This is a genomic window from Aureispira anguillae (assembly GCF_026000115.1).
GTDB lineage: Bacteria > Bacteroidota > Bacteroidia > Chitinophagales > Saprospiraceae > Aureispira > Aureispira anguillae.
Genome location: NZ_AP026867.1, coordinates 5,709,525 through 5,729,457 on the forward strand (window position 1 = coordinate 5,709,525; position 19,933 = coordinate 5,729,457).

Genomic DNA, 19,933 nt, shown 5'->3' on the forward strand with positions numbered 1-19,933 from the left:
GCCATAAATGATGAATAAGCAGTTATAATATCATTAATACTCCGTTGATTAGTTCGCTATGCTCATGAGATAGTTGTTTAGTTTTTAATAAAAAACATAAAAAAGCATCTTGCATCACATTGACTATCAGCTTTTTAACCCTCTAAGCCACAGAAACATATAACACTGATAATCAATATAATGCGATTTTTCAACCGAGTAATGAATATCATAATATTCTCATAAAAACACTAAATTATCAAGCACGCCAACAAAAAAGAGCTTTTTTTGTTATTTTTGTGCAACTTATTTTTTTAGACAATATCAAAACAATGGACAATAAAAAAGTGACTAAACCACCAGTAATGCTCTACACAGAGCAAACCCCTAATCCAGAAACACTAAAGTTTGTTACCAACCAAATGCTTTACCCTCGTAAAATGGCAGATTTCCCTGCTGATCAAAAGGAATTAGCACAAGAATGGTCGCCTTTAGCAACTGCATTATTTGGTTTCGACTATGTTCATGGTGTTTATATTTGTAACAACTTTGTTACGGTTACCAAAGCAGCAGATATGGAGTGGTCAACCGTTATGATGGAACTCAAAACCTTTATAAAAGGTTACATTGAAGAAGGTAATGAGGTCATGAAAGAAGGCTTTGAAGAGGTAAAAGCCAAAATAGAGGCAGAAGAGGAGGAACAATATACTGGAGACGATGCAGAATTAGTAGCAAAAATCAAACAATTGCTAGACAAATACGTACGCCCAGCAGTAGAAATGGATGGAGGTAATATTAAATTTCATTCGTTTGACAATGGAGTCGTAAATGTAATACTTCAAGGGGCTTGTAGTGGCTGTCCATCTTCCTCTGGAACCCTAAAAGTAGGTATAGAAGGTATGCTAAAACGTATGGTTCCTGAGGTAAAATCGGTAGAAGCAATCATGGGCTAACTTAACCCTTTTTGTACTTTTTCTAAAAGAACTTTAGTATTTATGCAACAACAGTTTAATTCGCTGCCTGAGATCACTAAAAACATCATTATTTTAAATTTATTGATGTTTTTAGCTTCTATTACATTTGGAAATTTTACCTATCAAAACTTTGTCGTTTATTATGTAGAAAATGAGGCGTTCCAACCTTATCAGTTGGTCACTTCATTTTTTATGCATGCAGGGTTATTTCATATTTTCATGAATATGTTTGTTCTGTTTATGTTTGGTTCAGACGTAGAACGAACAATGGGACCCAAAAAATTCCTATTCCTATACCTATCAGCAGGTTTTGGAGCCAATTTACTTAGTTTGGGGGCAGATTATATGCATGCTCATTATTTAATGAGTACCCTCTCTCCAGAACAAATTATGATGGCCATAAACAATCAAGGCACAAATCCTGACATTATTAATGATGCGACAAGGGAGTTAGCTGGAATATGGCACAAAAGTGCTTTGGGAGCCTCAGGGGCTACGTATGGAGTATTGTTTACCTTTGCCATGCTTTACCCCAACAGGATTTTATATTTATTAATTCCTCCTATGCCGATCAAAGCCAAATACTTGGCGGTAGGTCTAGCTGCCATGGAATTTTACCAACACGTTTCGAACGCCAATACAGGCATTGGGCATTTTGTGCATTTATCAGGTGCTGCTATTGCCATTGGTATTGTTTGGTTTTGGCGAAAGCAGGGGGCAAAATTTTAATTTCAGAAAAAAATCATTGATTATTCGAAAATATCCAACTTTATCAAGAAATTAGTCGGTTGTAATCTACTGGTGTAATTTTTGGAGTATTTTGAAAAGTAACACGACTTTACCTCAGCGTAATGTAAAAGCACAATTAGCAACAAACACAAGCACTTAACAATGGCAACAAATATCTGGGATGATATAAAAATGCGTTATCAACAGGGAAACACCATAATTCGTTTAATTATGGCCAATGTTGCTGTACATGTCTTTGTTGCCTTGATTTCTGTATTTGTATTTTTAATCACAGGTTGGAGAGATGAATATTGGAATTTTGTTAGTGAATGGTTCTATTTTCCTTCCGAAATAGGAAAAATTCCACTTCGTTTGTGGAGTATTTTTACCTATATGTTTTTGCACGATGGGCTTTGGCATATTCTGATGAATATGTTAGTACTCTATTGGTTTGGTCAACGACTCAATGATTTGCTGCCCAACAGCAAAATGCTGCCCATTTATATTTGGGGAGGTATTGCAGGGGCTTTATTTTTTGCCATTGGCTTTAATATTTTCCCTCCCTTTTCTAGCGCAGAAGGCAACTTAGTAGGCGCATCAGCTAGTGTAATGGCCATTGTGTTGGCGGCTGCAACACTCAATCCCAAAGGGGTAATTCGCCTCTTTCTTATTGGTGATGTTGAATTGCAATATGTCGCTTTAGTCTGGGTCATTATTAATCTTATCGTTATCCCAGGTGGTAATCCTGGTGGAGCATTGGCACATTTAGGAGGTGCATTTATGGGCTGGTTTTTTATCTATCAGTTAAGAAAAGGAAATGATTTGGCTCAGCCCATAAATAAAGTCTTAGGTTGGTTTACTCGAAAAAAAATGACTGCTCACAAGCAGAAAAAAACTAAAACACATCAAAAGACAGAGCGCTCTTTCAAAGCAAAAATGAAAGTGTATAAAGGAGGACAAAAATCAGACTATTATGGCAATGAATATGGACGTTCATTCATGCAAAAATATAAGGAGATGTCTAGAGAAGAATGCCTAAATACGATTTTAGACAAAATTAAACGCTCAGGATATGATAGTTTAACCGAAGATGAAAAGATATTTTTAGATCGTTATAGATAAGCCTATATCTAAAGTTTATGGATTCACAACTACATTCATTGTTCACTTCCCTCCTATTGATTGAGGCATTTTAATTCCGTTCATGTTTCGCTGGTTCAAGACGACAATCTCCAAGTTCTTTTTTGGCATCAATATTTTAGTTAGTTTATTGCTTTGTGGCTCTTATTTAGCCAGTTGGGTTCCCCCTTCTACCTTCTATTGGTTTTCCTTTTTGGCGGTAGGCTACCCTTTTTTACTTTTTGCCAATCTTTTATTTGCTTTTTGGTGGCTCTACAAACGACAACGTTACTTCTATCTTTCCCTAATCGTTATTTTTTTAGGCAGCTCTCGTTTATTTGCCTTTATCGGTTTCAACTGGCAGACACCCAATCCATCTTTGGACGCTGTTCGAGTTATGAGTTATAACGTTCGATATTTTAATGCAATGGCCTTCTCAAAAGCCAAAGATTTGGAGAAAGCACAACAAAAAATACTACGCACCATACAAGGGCAAGCCCTTGATATTTTCTGTGGGCAAGAATTTGCAGGCAAATCGGCTGCTTATAATCAAACAACAAGACAGTTTTTAATCCGCCAAATGGGCTTAAAACATTATGCTGAAGGAGGAGGAAGTAGTCTAGCTATTTTTTCAAGGTATCCCATTATCAAAAAAGGAACGATTGATTTCCCCAACAGTTATAATGGAGCCATTTATGCAGACTTAAAGTACAAAAACAGCATCATTCGAGTCTATTCTTTTCATCTACAATCCATTGGTTTAGGTAGCGACGAGCATGAAATTTTCAACAAAAAGAATTTATCTTCACTGGGAGAGGACGGCACCCAAAAGACCTATCAACGGATTAATACAAAACTCAAAGAAGCCTTTTTATTAAGGGAAGAACAAGCTAATTTTATTGCCGAACACATCAATAATAGCCCCTACCCTGTATTGGTTTGTGGAGATATGAACGATACCCCCAATTCTTATGCTTATGGGCAACTGTCTAAAAACTTAAAAGATGCCTTTGGAGAAATGGGCAGTGGATTTGGAAGCACCTATGCTGGTTCGCTTCCTTTTTTGCGCATTGATTATGCTTTTGCAAGTCCTAGTTGTAACGTAGAATCGTTTCAAGTCATTTCGAATACTTCTTCTGACCACTACCCCATTTATACTCAGATTAGTTTTTAAGTAAACATCGTCGCTTAACCATTATACCACTTGCAAAAACAATTTTAAATGTGCTTTAATATCGCTGTTGGCAGGGTGCAGTAAGGTATGAATTCCTGCCGCTCTAGCGCCCACCAAATTGGGGGCATTGTCGTCTATAAACAAGGTTTCTGAAGCGATCAATTGCGCATCGTCCAAGACATATTGAAAGGCTGCCTCATCGGGTTTTCGTTCGTTGATAAGGTGGGAATAATACGCTTTATCAAACAAGGCATCAAAGTCTTCAATTCCATGCTCTTTGGCTACAATTTGGCGAAATTCACGAAGATGTATGCTATTGGTATTGCTCAATAAATAAACTCGATACCCCTTTGCCTTTAACTCTTCTAATAATTCCAAACCATTGCTCGGTATATTAAGCAACATGGCATTCCAGGCAGTTTCTAATTGCGCTCTTGTTACAGGGTTGGAATTGTGTTCTTTCAGCGCATGGATAAAGGCTTCTTCTGTTAGTTTTCCTGTTTCAAAATCATCAAAAACTCCTGCTTGAATCAATATTTTTGAAATTCGCTGGAATTCTTTTTTGTCTCCCACCAAAGCGCAAAATGCAGCTTCTGTATATGCTGGCTGCAAGTGAATCAAGACGCCTCCTAAATCAAAAATTATATTTTTTATGCCCTTCATGGAATTATTTTTTAGAAAAATTGTTTTATTAATTACAAATGCTTATTTTTGTGTCGCACAAGATAAGAAGAAAGTAGTGTTTCTTGCAAAAGAAAAATATAACTTTCTATTAATTTGATGTAAAACCGGTCTTATAGCTCAGTTGGTTAGAGCAGCGGACTCATAACCCGCTGGTCCCTGGTTCGAGTCCAGGTGGGACCACCAGCAAAAAGCCTTGCAAGTGAAATACTTGCAAGGCTTTCTTTATTTTAGGAGTCGTTAGAGGGGCATTTTTTAAAACAATACTATATATTATATAGTGTACTATTAGATATTAAGGTGGCCTGTTAGACGAATTAAACAAAGCTATTTTATTATTCCGTGTCTTCTATATTGGGCAAAATTTCTTTTTCTATTAAATCTATCACAAAATCAAAGTACGGTTTAAAAGTTTTATGTTTGACTTCGTCCTCAGGCAAAGTCGAAAGAACTGTTTCAAAGTTACCTGAATGAAAGTCTTCTTTATCTTTTACACCTTCTAAAAATTCGAGAGGAACTTTTTTAATACTAAATATTTCTTGAAGTAATGAAAAATTTTCTTTAATATCGATATCTAATAATTTCATAATCACATAGATATCGTAAAAATCTTTAGTTCTTGGTTTTGAATCTCTTGAACGTTTTATGATACTATTATATCTTGGATCCGTTTGGCATATTGCTCTAAGCTTTTCGTAAACAACCATTAAAGGAGTATATATCTCTATAAAGACATCTCCAAATTCTGCCTCTTTCCTGTTCTCTCTGCATATTTCATGTAAGCTTATATCTATGGAAAATTTTGGAGAAAGAAGTGTTTCTCCATTTCGCACTTTACTTTTCCCTATAAATAAAGCTCTCTTCTTATCTTCTTCAGGAGTTGTTTGTTTACTTGTTTCAATTATCGAAAAACTAGCCATATAACCTCCCCAGAAATGCTTCAAATCATCACTTATTTCAGGAGGTCTAAGTTCTAACTTGAAATCAAGAACGGAATATTGCACTCCGTCAATCCCTTCACTAAACCCCTGCTTTAGAGCTTTTTTTAATCGATCTCCAAATTCATCAGGATTATCTAATGCGTCTGATAGTGTTGTATCTATTGAAAAGTCTATATCAACTGAGGGTCTTCCTGTTACCTTCCAAACCATATCAAGTAATGTTCCTCCTTTTAAAGTAAGATACCGAGCTAATTCATCATCATTATAGATTGATGAAAGGACAACCTTTTTGACCTTTTTAATCAACTCATAGGTTTCATTATTAAGCTTTTGTGGGTTCAATTTTTTCTTTTTCATATTCTATAGTTTGTTTTTATTTCCCTAATGAACTGGGATAATAAACCTGCCAAGTTTCGGAGAAGGATAAGTTTTTCTGACCATACGTTAAATACATTTTTCTTTTTTTCTGAAAACGATTGTGTATTTTCTGGATAGCACTTTCAGGAAATTTGCCTGTTCTTTCTAGATAAAATCCAATCGCTTGATGGTATGGATAAATAAAATCTAACCTTTTAAGATAAGAAGAAATTCTATTTATAGATATTTTGTCAGAACAAAGTTCAAAAGCTTTAAGAACTTCATATACTCCTCCACAATAAAATGGGCGAACAACTGCATCTATCAACGTTCTTTCTAGATCTGTAACTCTTATTGTATCGTTAAAGTTCCCTATTGACAACTCTTGTATACCTATACCTTCAGCAAGGTGACTTTCCAACAAAAATACTCTTGACTCATCAAAAACTGCAAACTTAGAGCTCCCTATCTTTTGCTTTGAAAATGCTTTATCTATAGCTTCCTGTTGAATATTATCTAAGGTGTAATTGTCTCTACGATCTAACTTTGATGCTCTTAGAGATGATACGTAATATTGTTTGGGGATTTGCTCTGTCAGATTATGAAGGTGTAAAGCTGTATGAAAACATAAATATGAGTTTGGCTTTAAACTAGTTAATAGCTTATAAAAGTTGAATTCTTTCCATGTATATAAAGTGATAGACCTATCAGGAAACTTGAATGAGTATTTTTTTAAGTGCTTGGTTTTTATCAACTCATCAATAAAATCATTAACTCTCATGCTTGTTGCTAGTCTCCAAAAATCTTGCTGCTCATAGAAGATTGAGGCGAGCATATTTTTTGTAAAAATACTAGCAGCTTGCTCGTCAAAAAAAGAGACTATATCTTTTTTTGCTATACTAAAACGACTTCTTCTTCCCATTATTCCTTTTTTATCTATCACATTATGTGTATACACATAATGTGATACGAATAAAGAAAATAAAAGGTTTCAAAAGTATTTATTTTTCTTGTTTAATCGTTGTTTGAGGGCTTTTAGAGGTAAAGAGAGGAGTTAAAAACCTTATTTAACAGTAATGTTATGTGTATACACATAACATTATACGATAATAGAATAAAAAAGTTACAGGACTACTTATTTTTTTTCAAAAAAGCTAATTATAAGGGTATTGTGGTTATTTCGGAGAGTTCCAAGATAAGATAGAGCCTATATTATTTGGTCATTGTATGTGTATACACATACAATGATAATAAAAAAAAACTAAAAAATCAAGGTTTAAACCAATTATTTTTAGCTAGTTATACACATGAAGATGTAGGTTTTTTGTCAAAAAGTCAAGCTTTCTGGATTTTTTTCTTATTCAGGGATATTTATGGTAGCATCCCCCTTCGAAAGCTGACAGTCGCAACTGTGAGATGAATTAGAAAGAGACTCTATTATATCTAATGAACCTCCATAAGCGAAACCAGATACAGCATCATTGATTAATGAATCAATATCAAACTCTTTTTTAGGATTAATTAAAGTTTGGTTAGTAATATTAAATAGAGCCATAAACAAAGCTCTTCTTTTACTATATTTAAAACGTTCTCTCATAATTGTTTTTATAGATTAAGATAACATTCATTTGAAAACGACAAAGGAAAAGATAAGTTACAAATACAGATTTTTTTTAAAGGAAATGGTAAAAAAAACACAACTTGTAACCGTTTAGATTTATTGTTCAGGAACAAACAGCACTACTCCTTGATCAAAGACAGATCAACCGTATGATAATGATGCATTAAGCTAAGTCCTGCCAATAACATCTCTGTCACCCACTTAGCATTAACCATTTCTTCCGAGACACGCATATGATGAAAATAAGAGAATTGATTTTTGTGATTCAAGGCAAACTCCCCTATTGTAATCTCCTCATTCGCTTTTTCGACCAACTGGAGGACAGACGCTTTATCCGATACTTTAACTTCATCTTCGTATAACAAAATAATTGTCAACGCTACTGCATCATCATTGGGCTTAATAAGCGTAGCATAAACCTTGTTTTCAAGCATTAACTTGGTTTCAAACCCTTGGGTATCGTCATTAAAATGAACGGGAAATTGATTTTCTATCAAGGCGGTTACAACAGCTTTAGATACGATTCCCTTTCTTTTTAGTGCATCAATCTTATTCTTTGGTTTGGTAAACGACGTTTGATAGCCCACCTTTAATGTGCCCCCACCAATAGAAGGATCAAGTTGATGCGCTTGCCAAGCCATCAATAAATTCCAGCTATTCTCTTGTAACAGCCCAGCCCCTGTTGATAAGTTATCAAAATAATCCACCAAATTGACGCTTGTTTCGGGAAGTAGATGAAAATTATCAGCATCTAATGTGAGCTCCATAAACACAGGCAAACTAGTATTAAATCCTCCTTCTACCTCGTCAAGTCTATTTTCAACGTTGTTATTAAAAAAGGTCTGTTCTTCCAAAATTTGGTTGGTTTCAACATCTGTTTTCAAAATTATTTTAAAGCTAGTCCATTGATTATCGACTACTTCAAAAATTGCTTCTTCTAAATGTATCTTACCCAACTTTAAAGCTGTTGTAAATTTAATTTCTTTATTGATTTTAACGTTTTTAATCATTTTTTGGTCCTTCTCTATTTGGTGATTTTCTAATGGCATATTTGGCTTTATCAACGCTTGGTTTTGTGCATTACAGGCGGTTATTAACCTAAGAATTAGGCCACTTAAAATTAGAATTTTAATTCTATTCCATTGTTGAATCATTTATATTATAAGTTTATAAATTAATACTCTGCTAGTTTTTTATTTTTTGATAAATAAAAAAGCATCTTGTATTCAATTAATACGATTTTCTAGCGAAGTAATGATAAAAACTAAAGCGATTCTTTTAGGGGATTTATGATCCGCTAGAAATATTTGGTTTCCATGTAAGCAACAGTACCATCTTTTTTCCGCAACATAAACCATCCTGCATCTGTATCATCGGCAATTTTTTTCAGCTCCCCAACAACCGTAAAATCTTTTTTGAAATAAAACTTACCCAATTGTTTTGATCCTGTTGTTGGCTCAGCCATTAATTTGGCTTTATCCTTCAATTTAGCTTTAGTCATTTTCTTAGTTTCAGCACGCACAGGAGCCACATAAAAGTCATTACTAACAATATCGACATTCTTAGTATGTCCTTTTCCTCCGCCTACTGGAGCTTTCTTTCCAACAATAGGAGCAGCCTCTACAGGCAAGCCTAAATCACTTCTTAATTTATCCTCACTATAGCCCTGAAGTTCGTCTTTAACAGCCTTGACCAACACTTTATCTTTATCTACTTGAGTATTTAAAAATGCTTTGCAATCTGCATTTTTCTTATTATCAATAAACCCAACTAAAGCTAATAAAATACGACCTCTCAATGCTCCGCTACCACTCAATAACGTTTTTACATCAGCATTAAGCATTGAAAAATCTAGATATTTTGTCACATTATTTTTATTAAATGCAGGATTAGCCAATAAATCTACAAAATCCTTGCCTTTGGTTTTGTCCGTCTGCATCCAATCTTGGTAAATAGCCAACTGAGCAGCCTTTCGACCAAATTTTAAAAGTAGAGCAGGGTAAAATGCTGCTTTGTGTTTTTGAATCATTTGATCCTTCTTCAATGAAACTGGACGACAATGAGCTCCACCTAAGGCAATATGACTCAAAGTACCAGCAGTACTTACAAGTTTATTGGCGGTAAGGATATCGTCTTTATAATTTGCCAATATAGTACTGTACAACAATTGAATAATAAATCCATCGTCCGTATTAACAGGATTGTTAATACGTTCTTGCATTTGCTTAAAACACTTGTCTTTGTCATCCGCCCAACTTTCAATAACAGCTTTGAGCGCACCAGTTGGTTCTATTCCATGTCGAACATATTCAATTTTGGGACCTGCTACCTTAGGATCAGTCAAAGCAATTACCCCTAATTCACCTGTTTTTTCATTGATAGAACCCGTTGTACCAGCCGTGATAGATGCTTGTGCCCCTAAAATATCCGCCCTACCTTTTGCTTTCCCTTCTAACATGGTCACCAAGCTACCATGTTTAGCATATTGATCTTTTATAGCAGCTCTAATAATTGTTTGGTTGCTCGTTGTTGTTGGGTCTATTTTCTTATCATCTAAGTTCAGTCCCTTTCCAAGCAAACTTTTTTTCAGTTTATCATAATCTATTTCATTAGAAGAAGTCAAACAAGCCCGTAACAAGACTTTGGGTTTTAGCCCCCCTTTGGTATCCATGTTATTAAAAGCTGCCTCAAAGAAATCTCCCCAAAACTTTTCATAACTAGCATTTCCTAAATAAAGAGGGGTATCGCTTTTATCTGGATTAGATGTATATTCTCCTGTTTTGGGGTTTTGCTTAACTTCAGTTTTTGATCCAGCCATTTCTACCATAGTAGAGTTTCCATGACCAGCAACCATCATTTGAGTAATTTTTCCACCCATACCATGTTTAGCCGCTATACTCGCCAAACCAGTGGCTGTTAATTCTTGAATCTTAGCCACATCTGGACCTTCTATTGCATAGGCGCGAATATTGGCATTTTGAATCACTTTATTGACATGTTGATGGCGAATAAAAGCACCATTATGATCATAAAGCGACTGCAATATCAGAGTTAATGGTCGATCTTTTTGCCCTTTGTCTGCTTTTAATTTATCTAAAGAAGCTTTTTCAAATTTATGATAATTTCGAATATCTGGAAGTGCTCCAGTATAATCCGCAATTTTCGCACCTTCGTCTTTTACTAATTTGACATAAGCCTTCACTTCCTCTCCTGTGGGGGTTTGTAAAATAGGATTTTGGCTCGTATAATAGGTTAAGAAAGATTCCGCAGTCGGTTCGTCTGCAATTAACTTCTTAAAAGCAGGACGAGGGATCGTAGCTTTTACCATAGGACCGCCAATTGTTTTATTCAACTTAGCCACCCACTTTCCTTGTTTCTCTATCTCACTCATGTTGCTCAACTGAATTAGTTGTACGGTTGGATCTCCCCCCAATGCACCATTGATTGCTTCACAATAGTTCTTTATATAGGTAAAATTCTTGGCATCTGCCAGCACTTCTTTTACAACCGTTTCAATTTTTAAGGTTGCCAAGCCACTCAATCCCCAGTCAATAATTCCCCAAATTACTTTACGTTCTGTTTCCGTAAATTTCGGGTCATTTGCCCAATCCATTTGCTCTGCTTTTCGATGCTGATCAAAAGCTCCAACTGTTAAAGCCATTAATTCAGCTTTATTCTTTCTAGCTCGCTGAACAAGGGGCGTTTGAACATCTTGCTGTTGAGGAGGGCTATTCATTGGCATTTCTTTGCTTCCTGATCCTTTAGGCCCCTGAATGCCTATTTTTTCTGCCTCTTGTTCTAGTCCTTTATCCTCATTTATTTTCTTTCCATTTACTTCTGTTGTCTTTGATACTCGCCCTTGCTTTTGTTGAACAACATGCCACAACTCATGTGCAAGGTATTCTTCTTGTCCTTTAGCTATGTATATATTGGTTCCTTCTGTATACGCATAAGCCCCCAATTCTTCAGGTTTGGAAGAATTATAATGCACGGTTACATCATCTAGAGATATACCAGATTCACGTTCTATCTTCGCTTTCAACTTATCAGGTATTCCTGTTGTATTTTTCTTCTTTACCGAGCTCATTCCTTCAGCGTCCGTAGAGATTGAATCTTGATAAGCTTGTAAGCTAACCGATTCTTCGCTCTGGTCAACTTGCTGTTGAAATTTTCTCATTTCAATAGCTTCTGGGCTATTATCTACAAAGTCATTAATTTGATTGCTCTTATTTTGAGCTGATTCATTACTTAGCGTTTTTGAATCAAATTCATTATCGTTTATAGTTTTTTTCATAGCTTTATTGTTATCAATAGAACACTTTGCAGCCGCCTTATATTAGGTTGATTTTCTCCACAAAGTATTGCCAACAGAATTGGGTATTTATGTACAGGCTTACTTCTTCACGCACTCATAAAACACAGAATATAAGCAAGTTAAAGATAAATCACAAGATTTTCAACATTAAAAAAGTATTATTTGTATAATTAACATTCTGAAAAACAGCAAAAAAGATAAGCTTTTCAAAAAGCAAAAACAGCAAATAATTGAGGTATAAAAAAATAGTTTTAACAACAACAATAGTTTCAAAAAACAACAAAACTCCTATAAATAAAAGATTATAGGTTTGAAATAAGAATTTCAAATTAATATTACTAAACTGCTTATTAACAATAAATAGAGTGCTTATCTCCTTCAAAAAGAAGCTCAAAGAGACAGAAAAATAATTCCCAATGAACCAAACGCCACTAATAGACGATCAATCACTAGAAACAGATCCTTATCAAAATGTACAATACCAAAATAAAATCTGCATTCGATGGAATTTTGTGATGGTGCTAATCAGTGCCCTCTCATATCCGCTCACAGAGATAAACAATGAATTATCGATTTCAGAAAGAGTTTTGGATGCTTTGTTGTATAGCCTTTTTATTAATCCATTTTTAGCCACTTTTCTTGGACTATTGATCGCTTTCATACCCTACAAAGGCTTGTTCTTACATCAAAAGTATAAGCGGTCATTTCTACTTAGTTGGCTATCATTAAACATCTTATTCACGCTCTTCGTTCTTGTTATCCTTAGCTATCCTCTTTGGAAACAATAGCCCCTATCCCCTCTCTTAAGAACTTACTCCCCAACACCATAGCCAGCTCACTTTTAAACTATTTACCCACCAACCAAATTAAACACAAACCACTGTATTACAGCATATTACAACACAAAAATTCATCAACAAGTGTAAAAAATCATAAATTATGGTTTAAAATAATTCTTGTATTTAATATATATTAGAACGTAGTAATCAGAACTCAAAATGAGTTTACACTTCATTATTTCTAATAACAAAATTCAAATACAATGAACCACCCTCCTATTATTCGATTTTGTCACAGCCCTCCCATCAACCTCATGCTCAACAAGACGTATTCTAGGTAAAGAAATTACTTTTTTAAATTCTCCCTACTCCCAACCACAAGCAATTCGTTTCACTACCTATAATTTTGCTAATCTTTGTTATCCATCATATTTATAATATGGATTTATTAAAAAATATATCTATTTATTATGCAATATATTCCCCCAAAGAAAAGCGGTATCCTTTTAATCATTTGCTTAAAAAAGCAATCACAATTTTAACCAAATATTATGAAAAACTTATTATGGCTATGGGTAGCCTCCTTTTTATCAATATCCATAGCATCTGCTCAAACACAATGCCCCGATAACATTTTTATCAATGGCGATTTAGAAACAGGTACCCCAACAGGATCCCATCAGGATATTGAAAATGCCAATGGATTCAGTCGTATTTGGGCAACAGGTAGCTGGGCTGATTATTATACAGCTACAACAGGACCTTTTTCGCCATACCCTGCTCCTGCAACAGGTAACTATGCCAGTTGTTGGATTGCCAATTATAATGGAGGAGGAACTGTTTATAGAGAAGGTTTTAAGGCCTCTTTAATGTATACTTTACCTCCCAATACAGGTTCTTATACCTTGACCTTTGACATGGCCTGTCTTGGAGGTTGGGGCAACTCTGAAGTAGCGGTATATGGAATAAGCAACTCGTCAGGAGCTGCCGCACCTAGCCCTACAGGAGCTTTTACACCGACCAATATGAATTTATATGGTCCAGCAAATACTGTATTATTAAATACCATTCCTATTTCTGCTAGTTCATGTAGCAACAACAAAACCCTACAAGCTGTAACGATTAATACCAATGCTGCGGGTTACCCTGCTGCGGGTGTAACGCATATCTTTATCACACATAGTGATAACAATACCATCAATGGAGCTTTGTATATGGGCTTTGACAATTTCTGTTTGTCTGTTTCTAGCGACTGCCCTGCAAGTTATGTAAGCAATGGCGATTTAGAATCAGGAACGCCAACAACTAGCGATCAGGATATTGATAATGCAACGGATTTCCGTAGAATATGGGGTCCAGGAAGTAATGCAGATTATTATACAGCTACAACAGGACCTTTTTTCCCATACCCTGCCCCTCAAACAGGTAATTATGCAGGTTGTTGGATCGCCAATTTTAATGGTGGAGGAACGACTTATAGAGAAGGATTCCAATCTAGATTGGTGTCTACCATCTTGCCGAATACAGGTTCTTATACCCTAAAATTTGATATGGCTTGTCTATATGGTTGGGGTAATTCTGAGGTAGCTGTTTATGGCGTTTATAACCCAAGTAATGGTAATGCTCCCAATTCTCCTACTGGTGCATTTACGCCCGACAACATGAGTCTATTCCCTGCGGGTACTACTGTATTGTTGGGAACCATCAGCATTTCAAGTAGCAGCTGCTCAAATACCAAAACGAACCATACGATCACGTTTAATTCTAATGCAGCGGGTTTCCCTGCCTTAGGAATGACACACTTCTTTATTACGCATAGTGACAATACTACTCTTAATGGAGCCTTATACATGGGTTTTGACAATTTCTGCTTACAATCTTTCCAAGAATTACCTTGTCCAAAAATCACAGACTCTAGAGCGGAGTGTATTGATGATGTCAATGGAGATGGTGTTCCAGATTATAACATTCAAATTACCGTTGATAATCCTGGTATTATCAATTTCTCAACTCCTTGTGGAACAATTTCACCAGGCTCTATGTCAATTCCCGCAGCTGGTACTTACAACCTAACCATCACCTCCAATGGTACTTGTAGTCCATTTGCTTTTTACTATGAGTCGTTGGATAGTAATCAAGAGCTTTGCTGGAAAGATAAAGTTGAAACAGAATTACCTCCTTGTAAAAAGGAGTGTCTATGCGATGAATCATTCTTTGATGATGTAAATTTAGGATATAATGCGGTATTGGATTGTCCTAATGACATCTTTACTCCTATTGCACTAACAGATTGTGACCGAGTATTGTGGTTTATTGATGGTAATCATGTCGCTACTACTATTGGCAATGCTTCATTTGTAAATCCTCACATTACAGGTCATTATGAGCTTTGTATAGAAGTACATCGTACACAAGCAGACGGTACCGTTTGTAAACATAGATTCTGTAGAAATTTATTCTCTGCTTTGCAATGCTTAAATAGAGCTAGGTTGGGAGTTAATCCAAACCCTGCTAATGATAGAGTAACATTAAGTTGGACAACAGAGGAAGTTCCAGATCGTCTATCAATTGGTTTATTCAACTCAAGCGGTATTGAAATCCAAAGAATTAATGAGATTAATGGACATGAGGGTAAATTGGAAATCAATGTTCAAGCCTTAGAAAGTGGCTTATACTTTATAAAAGTTGAAGGAAGCGAATATGCTCCTAGACCAATTAAATTTGTAAAGAAGTAAGAGCTTTTTAAGTAGTTAAACCTCGTAGTGAAACGATAATAATGGGCACTCCTAATTTAAGGGGTGTCCATTTTTTTAGGATATGATCCCTACTAAAACAAAAAAGGAACTGCTCAAAAGAACAGTTCCTCAAATATAATGTATAGACCTAGTCTATTATTCTCCAATAATCACTTCTTCTTCCGCAGCAGCTTCTTCCGCTCTACGTTTAGCCTCAATTGCTTCCATTTTTTCCATGTCAGCTACGATCAATTTATCAAAATGTCTTAGACCAGTACCAGCAGGGATTTTCTTACCAACAATAACATTCTCTTTCAACCCTTGTAAGTAATCAGCAGCAGCAGAAATAGAAGCTGTACTTAATACTTTAGTAGTTTCTTGGAATGATGCAGCAGAAATCCAGCTCTTCGTACCCAAAGAAGATTTAGTAATACCTTGCAATAATGGCTTGGCAGTAGCAGGAATTGCAGGACGAGCTTGCAATGCTTTACGATCATTACGTTTTAGATAAGCTTTCTCTTCTTGGAATTGGCGCTCAGTAATCAACATACCAGCAACAATTTTGGTAGAACCTCCAGCATCTTCAACAATCAATTTATCATAAATATCCTCGTTCTCTTCTAAGAAATCGCTTTTTAGTACGGCTTCTTTTTCCAAGAATTTAGTATCACCAGCATCCAAAATCTGTACCTTACGCATCATTTGACGTACAATTACCTCAATGTGCTTATCATTAATCGTAATACCTTGCGCACGATAAACCTCTTGAACTCCATTTACAAGATACTGTTGAACCGCAAAAGGACCTTCAATAGATAAAATATCATGTGGTGCAATGTTACCATTTGACAATGGCATACCTGCACGAACAAAGTCACCCTCTTGAACCAAGATATGGCGAGAAAGGCCAATCAAATACTTGCGTTTTTGACCATCTTTTGCCGTAACAATACATTCACGATTACCACGCTTAATTCTACCAAAACTAACTACACCGTCAATCTCAGTAGCCACAGCAGGAGTAGAAGGTTTACGAGCTTCAAACAATTCTGTTACCCTCGGTAAACCACCCGTGATATCCTGAATTTTCCCCATCACACGAGGAATCTTCACAATCGACTGTCCTTTTACTACTTTTTGTTCATCACTAACGTCAATAAAAGCACCTACAGGTACATTATAAGAACGAAGTGTATCACCAGCAGCATCTACGATCTTAATCGCAGGAACCTGCTTCTTATTTTTAGATTCGATAACAACGAATTGCTCATGTCCAGTTTGCTCATCACGCTCAACACGATATGTCTTACCTTCAATGATGTTTTCAAATTCGATAGAACCATCAAACTCAGTAATAATGGCAGCGTTATAAGGATCCCAATCACAAATTTTGTCCCCTTTGGCAATCATGTCCCCATCATTTACGTACAATGCAGCACCATACATAATATAGTTAGAAGACAAGACACGATTTGTTTTGGTATCAATAATACGCAATTCACCAGAACGAGAAATAACAACAGGGAATTCCTTGCCATTCTCCTCATCTTTATAGATAACCGTACGCACACCATCAAACTCTAGACGTCCTTCAAACTTAGAAATCAAGCTAGATTCTTCAACCGTATACGAAGCAGTACCCCCTACGTGGAATGTACGAAGTGTCAACTGTGTACCTGGCTCACCAATTGATTGAGCAGCAATAATACCAACAGCATCACCACGCTCTGCTAAACGACCAGTTGCTAAGTTTTTGCCATAACACTTGAGACAAACACCACGTTTTGCTTCACAAGTTAAAACAGAACGAACAATCACTGATTCAATTCCTAGCTCACCTATTAAGACAGCCATTTCAGCAGAGATAACCTCTTCTGTTGAAACAAGAATTTCATCGGTTTCAGGATGTTTAATATCATGCAAAGGATAACGCCCTTCAATTCTATCGCTAAGAGATTGAATAATTTTATCATTCTCAATCAAAGCCGTACGCTTAATACCTCTTAGAGTTGTACAAGTATCAATATTGATTACAACATCTTGAGCAACGTCTACCAAACGACGAGTCAAATATCCCGCATCCGCTGTTTTTAATGCCGTATCCGCCAAACCTTTACGAGCACCATGCGTAGAGATAAAGTACTCTAATACCGACAAACCTTGTACAAAGTTCGCCAATACTGGGTTTTCAATAATTGCTCCACCAGTATCGCCTGATTTTCTAGGTTTTGCCATCAATCCCCTCAATCCGCACAACTGCTTAATTTGCTGTTTAGATCCACGGGCACCAGAATCTAACATCATATATACCGAGTTAAATCCTTGTTTGTGCGAAGCCATTTCGTCCATCAAGACATTGGTAATTTCATTATCCGCCTGTGTCCATTCATCAATAATCTGGTTATAACGCTCATTATTGGTGATAAGCCCCATATTGTAGTTGTTCCAAATATCCTCGATCTCTTCATGCGCTGTTTCTAGACGTTTTGCACGAACAGAAGGCGTAATCAAATCGGGAAGGTTGAAAGACAAACCACCACGATAAGCCCAATAGAAACCCATATCCTTGATATCATCCAAGAAAGTGGCTGTAGTACTCGTATTGGTACGCTTTAAGATACCAGAAATAACTTTTTTCAAGTTTCTCTTAGACAACTCTTGGTTGATATAAGGAACTGTTTCTGGTACTTTTTCATTAAAGATCACACGACCGACAGTAGTTTCGATGCGTTTTCCATAGATCAAGTTGCCTTCTTCATCCTCTGTTCTTGCACGAACCTTTATCAAGGCATGCAAGTCTATATTACCTTCGTTGTAAGCAATGATAACCTCTTCTGCTGAATAGAAAGAACGACCTTCTCCCTTTACAACAATGTCATCTTGGCTACGTTTTTCTTTTGTCAAATAATAAAGTCCCAAAACCATATCCTGAGAAGGTAGGGTAATAGGAGTACCATTCTGAGGATTCAACATATTGTGCGCAGAAAGCATCAACATTTGAGCCTCCAAAATAGCTTGGTTCCCCAATGGTACGTGAACAGCCATCTGGTCACCATCAAAATCCGCATTAAATGCAGAACAAACCAACGGATGCAATTGAATTGCTTTTCCTTCGATCAAGGTAGGTTGGAAAGCCTGAATAGACAAACGGTGAAGCGTAGGAGCACGGTTAAGCATTACAGGGTGTCCCTTCAATACATTCTCCAAAATATCCCAAATAATAGGATCTTTACGATCTACCAATTTCTTAGCAGATTTCACCGTTTTAACGATTCCTCGCTCAATCAATTTACGAATGACAAACGGCTTGAACAACTCAGCTGCCATTCCCTTAGGAATACCACATTCATGCAATTTTAAGGTAGGACCTACAACAATTACAGAACGACCAGAGTAATCCACACGTTTACCCAATAAGTTTTGACGGAAACGCCCTTGTTTACCTTTTAGTACATCTGACAAAGATTTTAAGGCACGTCCTCCCTCTGCTTTTACAGCATTTGACTTACGAGAGTTATCAAATAAAGAATCAACCGCCTCTTGAAGCATACGTTTTTCGTTACGTAAAATTACTTCAGGCGCTTTGATTTCTAATAAACGTTTTAGACGATTGTTACGGATAATCACACGACGATATAAATCGTTCATATCCGAACTTGCAAAACGACCACCATCCAAAGGCACCAATGGACGAAGTTCTGGTGGAATAACTGGCAAGTACTCAATTACCATCCACTCAGGCTTGTTCTCCATACGAGTATGCCCATCTCTAAAGGCTTCAACAACACGCAAACGTTTTAACGCTTCCGATTTACGTTGCTGAGAATTCTCAGTAGCCGCTTTGTGACGCAATTCGTAAGCGATTTTGTCTAAGTCCATCCGACTCAGTAGTTCTCTTACGGCATCTGCGCCCATTTTGGCGATAAATTTATTTGGATCATCATCAGGCAACAAAAGATTTTCTTTTGGCAATGACTCCATAATATCTAAATACTCCTCTTCAGTAATCAAGTCCTTAACTTCACTACCGTTGATTTCTCTACCAGCAATAATACCTGGTTGAATCACTACATAACGCTCGTAATAGATAATGGTTTCTAATTTCTTAGAAGAATATCCTAACAAATAGCCAATTTTGTTAGGTAGTGATTTAAAGTACCAAATGTGCACAACAGGAACCACCAATTTGATGTGCCCCATACGTTCACGACGTACTTTTTTCTCCGTTACTTCAACACCACAACGATCACAAACAATACCTTTATAACGAATACGTTTATATTTACCACAATAGCATTCATAATCCTTTACAGGACCAAATATGCGCTCACAAAATAGCCCGTCACGTTCTGGTTTGTAAGAGCGATAATTAATGGTTTCTGGTTTTAAAACCTCACCATAAGAACGCTCTAAAATAGCATCTGGAGAAGCCAAACTCAATACAATTGAATTGAATTGAGGTCTTGACTTAGCGTTGTAATTCTTTTTAAAAGGCATAAATCTATTTTTTTTATAATCTGCGAGTACCG

General features: G+C 36.2%; 13 protein-coding genes and 1 tRNA gene. 7 read left to right on the top strand and 7 right to left on the bottom strand.

What is annotated here, in order from left to right; all coding sequences use genetic code 11:
- Window positions 1-311: 311 nt before the first annotated feature.
- From AsAng_RS22345 to AsAng_RS22360, 4 genes are all read left to right on the top strand, one after another.
- Complete coding sequence (locus AsAng_RS22345; protein ID WP_264789326.1) at window positions 312-932, top strand: NifU family protein; 621 nt, start codon at window positions 312-314, stop codon at window positions 930-932.
- Window positions 933-974: 42 nt separating this feature from the next.
- Window positions 975-1,682 carry a rhomboid family intramembrane serine protease gene (locus AsAng_RS22350; RefSeq protein WP_264789327.1) on the top strand — a complete coding sequence of 236 codons (708 nt, stop codon included), beginning with the start codon at window positions 975-977 and terminating at the stop codon, window positions 1,680-1,682.
- Between the two features lie 162 nt (window positions 1,683-1,844).
- On the top strand, window positions 1,845-2,804 hold the full coding sequence (locus tag AsAng_RS22355; protein ID WP_264789328.1) for a rhomboid family protein: 960 nt from the start codon (window positions 1,845-1,847) through the stop codon (window positions 2,802-2,804).
- An 82-nt stretch (window positions 2,805-2,886) separates the two neighbouring features.
- Window positions 2,887-3,975 carry an endonuclease/exonuclease/phosphatase family protein gene (locus AsAng_RS22360; protein ID WP_264789329.1) on the top strand — a complete coding sequence of 363 codons (1,089 nt, stop codon included), beginning with the start codon at window positions 2,887-2,889 and terminating at the stop codon, window positions 3,973-3,975.
- A gap of 21 nt (window positions 3,976-3,996) precedes the next feature.
- Here the strand turns inward: AsAng_RS22360 and AsAng_RS22365 are convergent, their stop codons facing one another.
- Window positions 3,997-4,638 carry an HAD family hydrolase gene (locus AsAng_RS22365; RefSeq protein WP_264789330.1) on the bottom strand — a complete coding sequence of 214 codons (642 nt, stop codon included), beginning with the start codon at window positions 4,636-4,638 and terminating at the stop codon, window positions 3,997-3,999.
- 127 nt (window positions 4,639-4,765) lie between these two features.
- Here AsAng_RS22365 and AsAng_RS22370 point away from each other — a divergent pair.
- A tRNA-Ile gene (locus AsAng_RS22370) sits at window positions 4,766-4,842 on the top strand.
- A gap of 149 nt (window positions 4,843-4,991) precedes the next feature.
- Here the strand turns inward: AsAng_RS22370 and AsAng_RS22375 are convergent.
- From AsAng_RS22375 to AsAng_RS22395, 5 genes are all read right to left on the bottom strand, one after another.
- Window positions 4,992-5,954, bottom strand: a complete 963-nt coding sequence (locus AsAng_RS22375) for a nucleotidyl transferase AbiEii/AbiGii toxin family protein (protein ID WP_264789331.1) — start codon at window positions 5,952-5,954, stop codon at window positions 4,992-4,994.
- 16 nt (window positions 5,955-5,970) lie between these two features.
- Entirely contained in the window at window positions 5,971-6,876 is a 906-nt protein-coding gene (locus tag AsAng_RS22380; RefSeq protein WP_264789332.1) for a type IV toxin-antitoxin system AbiEi family antitoxin domain-containing protein, read from the bottom strand.
- A 435-nt stretch (window positions 6,877-7,311) separates the two neighbouring features.
- Entirely contained in the window at window positions 7,312-7,551 is a 240-nt protein-coding gene (locus AsAng_RS22385) for a hypothetical protein (RefSeq protein ID WP_264789333.1), read from the bottom strand.
- Window positions 7,552-7,694: 143 nt separating this feature from the next.
- Window positions 7,695-8,585, bottom strand: a complete 891-nt coding sequence (locus AsAng_RS22390) for a hypothetical protein (RefSeq protein ID WP_264789334.1) — start codon at window positions 8,583-8,585, stop codon at window positions 7,695-7,697.
- Window positions 8,586-8,872: 287 nt separating this feature from the next.
- On the bottom strand, window positions 8,873-11,869 hold the full coding sequence (locus tag AsAng_RS22395) for an eCIS core domain-containing protein (protein WP_264789335.1): 2,997 nt from the start codon (window positions 11,867-11,869) through the stop codon (window positions 8,873-8,875).
- 437 nt (window positions 11,870-12,306) lie between these two features.
- Between AsAng_RS22395 and AsAng_RS22400 the strand changes: the two genes are divergently transcribed.
- Complete coding sequence (locus tag AsAng_RS22400) at window positions 12,307-12,678, top strand: hypothetical protein (protein WP_264789336.1); 372 nt, start codon at window positions 12,307-12,309, stop codon at window positions 12,676-12,678.
- 542 nt (window positions 12,679-13,220) lie between these two features.
- Window positions 13,221-15,404 carry a T9SS type A sorting domain-containing protein gene (locus AsAng_RS22405; RefSeq protein ID WP_264789337.1) on the top strand — a complete coding sequence of 728 codons (2,184 nt, stop codon included), beginning with the start codon at window positions 13,221-13,223 and terminating at the stop codon, window positions 15,402-15,404.
- Window positions 15,405-15,560: 156 nt separating this feature from the next.
- Here AsAng_RS22405 and rpoC read toward each other — a convergent pair whose 3' ends face one another.
- The gene (gene rpoC / locus AsAng_RS22410; RefSeq protein ID WP_264789338.1) at window positions 15,561-19,901 is read right to left on the bottom strand and encodes a DNA-directed RNA polymerase subunit beta'; all 4,341 of its coding nucleotides are present in this window, start codon (window positions 19,899-19,901) and stop codon (window positions 15,561-15,563) included.
- Window positions 19,902-19,933 lie beyond the last annotated feature (32 nt).

Excerpts from the sequence above, each read along its gene's own strand:
- AsAng_RS22395 (WP_264789335.1), bottom strand. The coding sequence starts at position 11,869 with ATGAAAAAAACTATAAACGATAATGAATTTGATTCAAAAACGCTAAGT.
- AsAng_RS22350 (WP_264789327.1), top strand. The coding sequence starts at position 975 with ATGCAACAACAGTTTAATTCGCTGCCTGAGATCACTAAAAACATCATT.
- AsAng_RS22375 (WP_264789331.1), bottom strand. The coding sequence starts at position 5,954 with ATGAAAAAGAAAAAATTGAACCCACAAAAGCTTAATAATGAAACCTAT.
- AsAng_RS22385 (WP_264789333.1), bottom strand. The coding sequence starts at position 7,551 with ATGAGAGAACGTTTTAAATATAGTAAAAGAAGAGCTTTGTTTATGGCT.
- rpoC (WP_264789338.1), bottom strand. The coding sequence starts at position 19,901 with ATGCCTTTTAAAAAGAATTACAACGCTAAGTCAAGACCTCAATTCAAT.
- AsAng_RS22405 (WP_264789337.1), top strand. The coding sequence starts at position 13,221 with ATGAAAAACTTATTATGGCTATGGGTAGCCTCCTTTTTATCAATATCC.
- AsAng_RS22380 (WP_264789332.1), bottom strand. The coding sequence starts at position 6,876 with ATGGGAAGAAGAAGTCGTTTTAGTATAGCAAAAAAAGATATAGTCTCT.
- AsAng_RS22355 (WP_264789328.1), top strand. The coding sequence starts at position 1,845 with ATGGCAACAAATATCTGGGATGATATAAAAATGCGTTATCAACAGGGA.
- AsAng_RS22400 (WP_264789336.1), top strand. The coding sequence starts at position 12,307 with ATGAACCAAACGCCACTAATAGACGATCAATCACTAGAAACAGATCCT.
- AsAng_RS22360 (WP_264789329.1), top strand. The coding sequence starts at position 2,887 with ATGTTTCGCTGGTTCAAGACGACAATCTCCAAGTTCTTTTTTGGCATC.
- AsAng_RS22345 (WP_264789326.1), top strand. The coding sequence starts at position 312 with ATGGACAATAAAAAAGTGACTAAACCACCAGTAATGCTCTACACAGAG.
- AsAng_RS22365 (WP_264789330.1), bottom strand. The coding sequence starts at position 4,638 with ATGAAGGGCATAAAAAATATAATTTTTGATTTAGGAGGCGTCTTGATT.
- AsAng_RS22390 (WP_264789334.1), bottom strand. The coding sequence starts at position 8,585 with ATGATTAAAAACGTTAAAATCAATAAAGAAATTAAATTTACAACAGCT.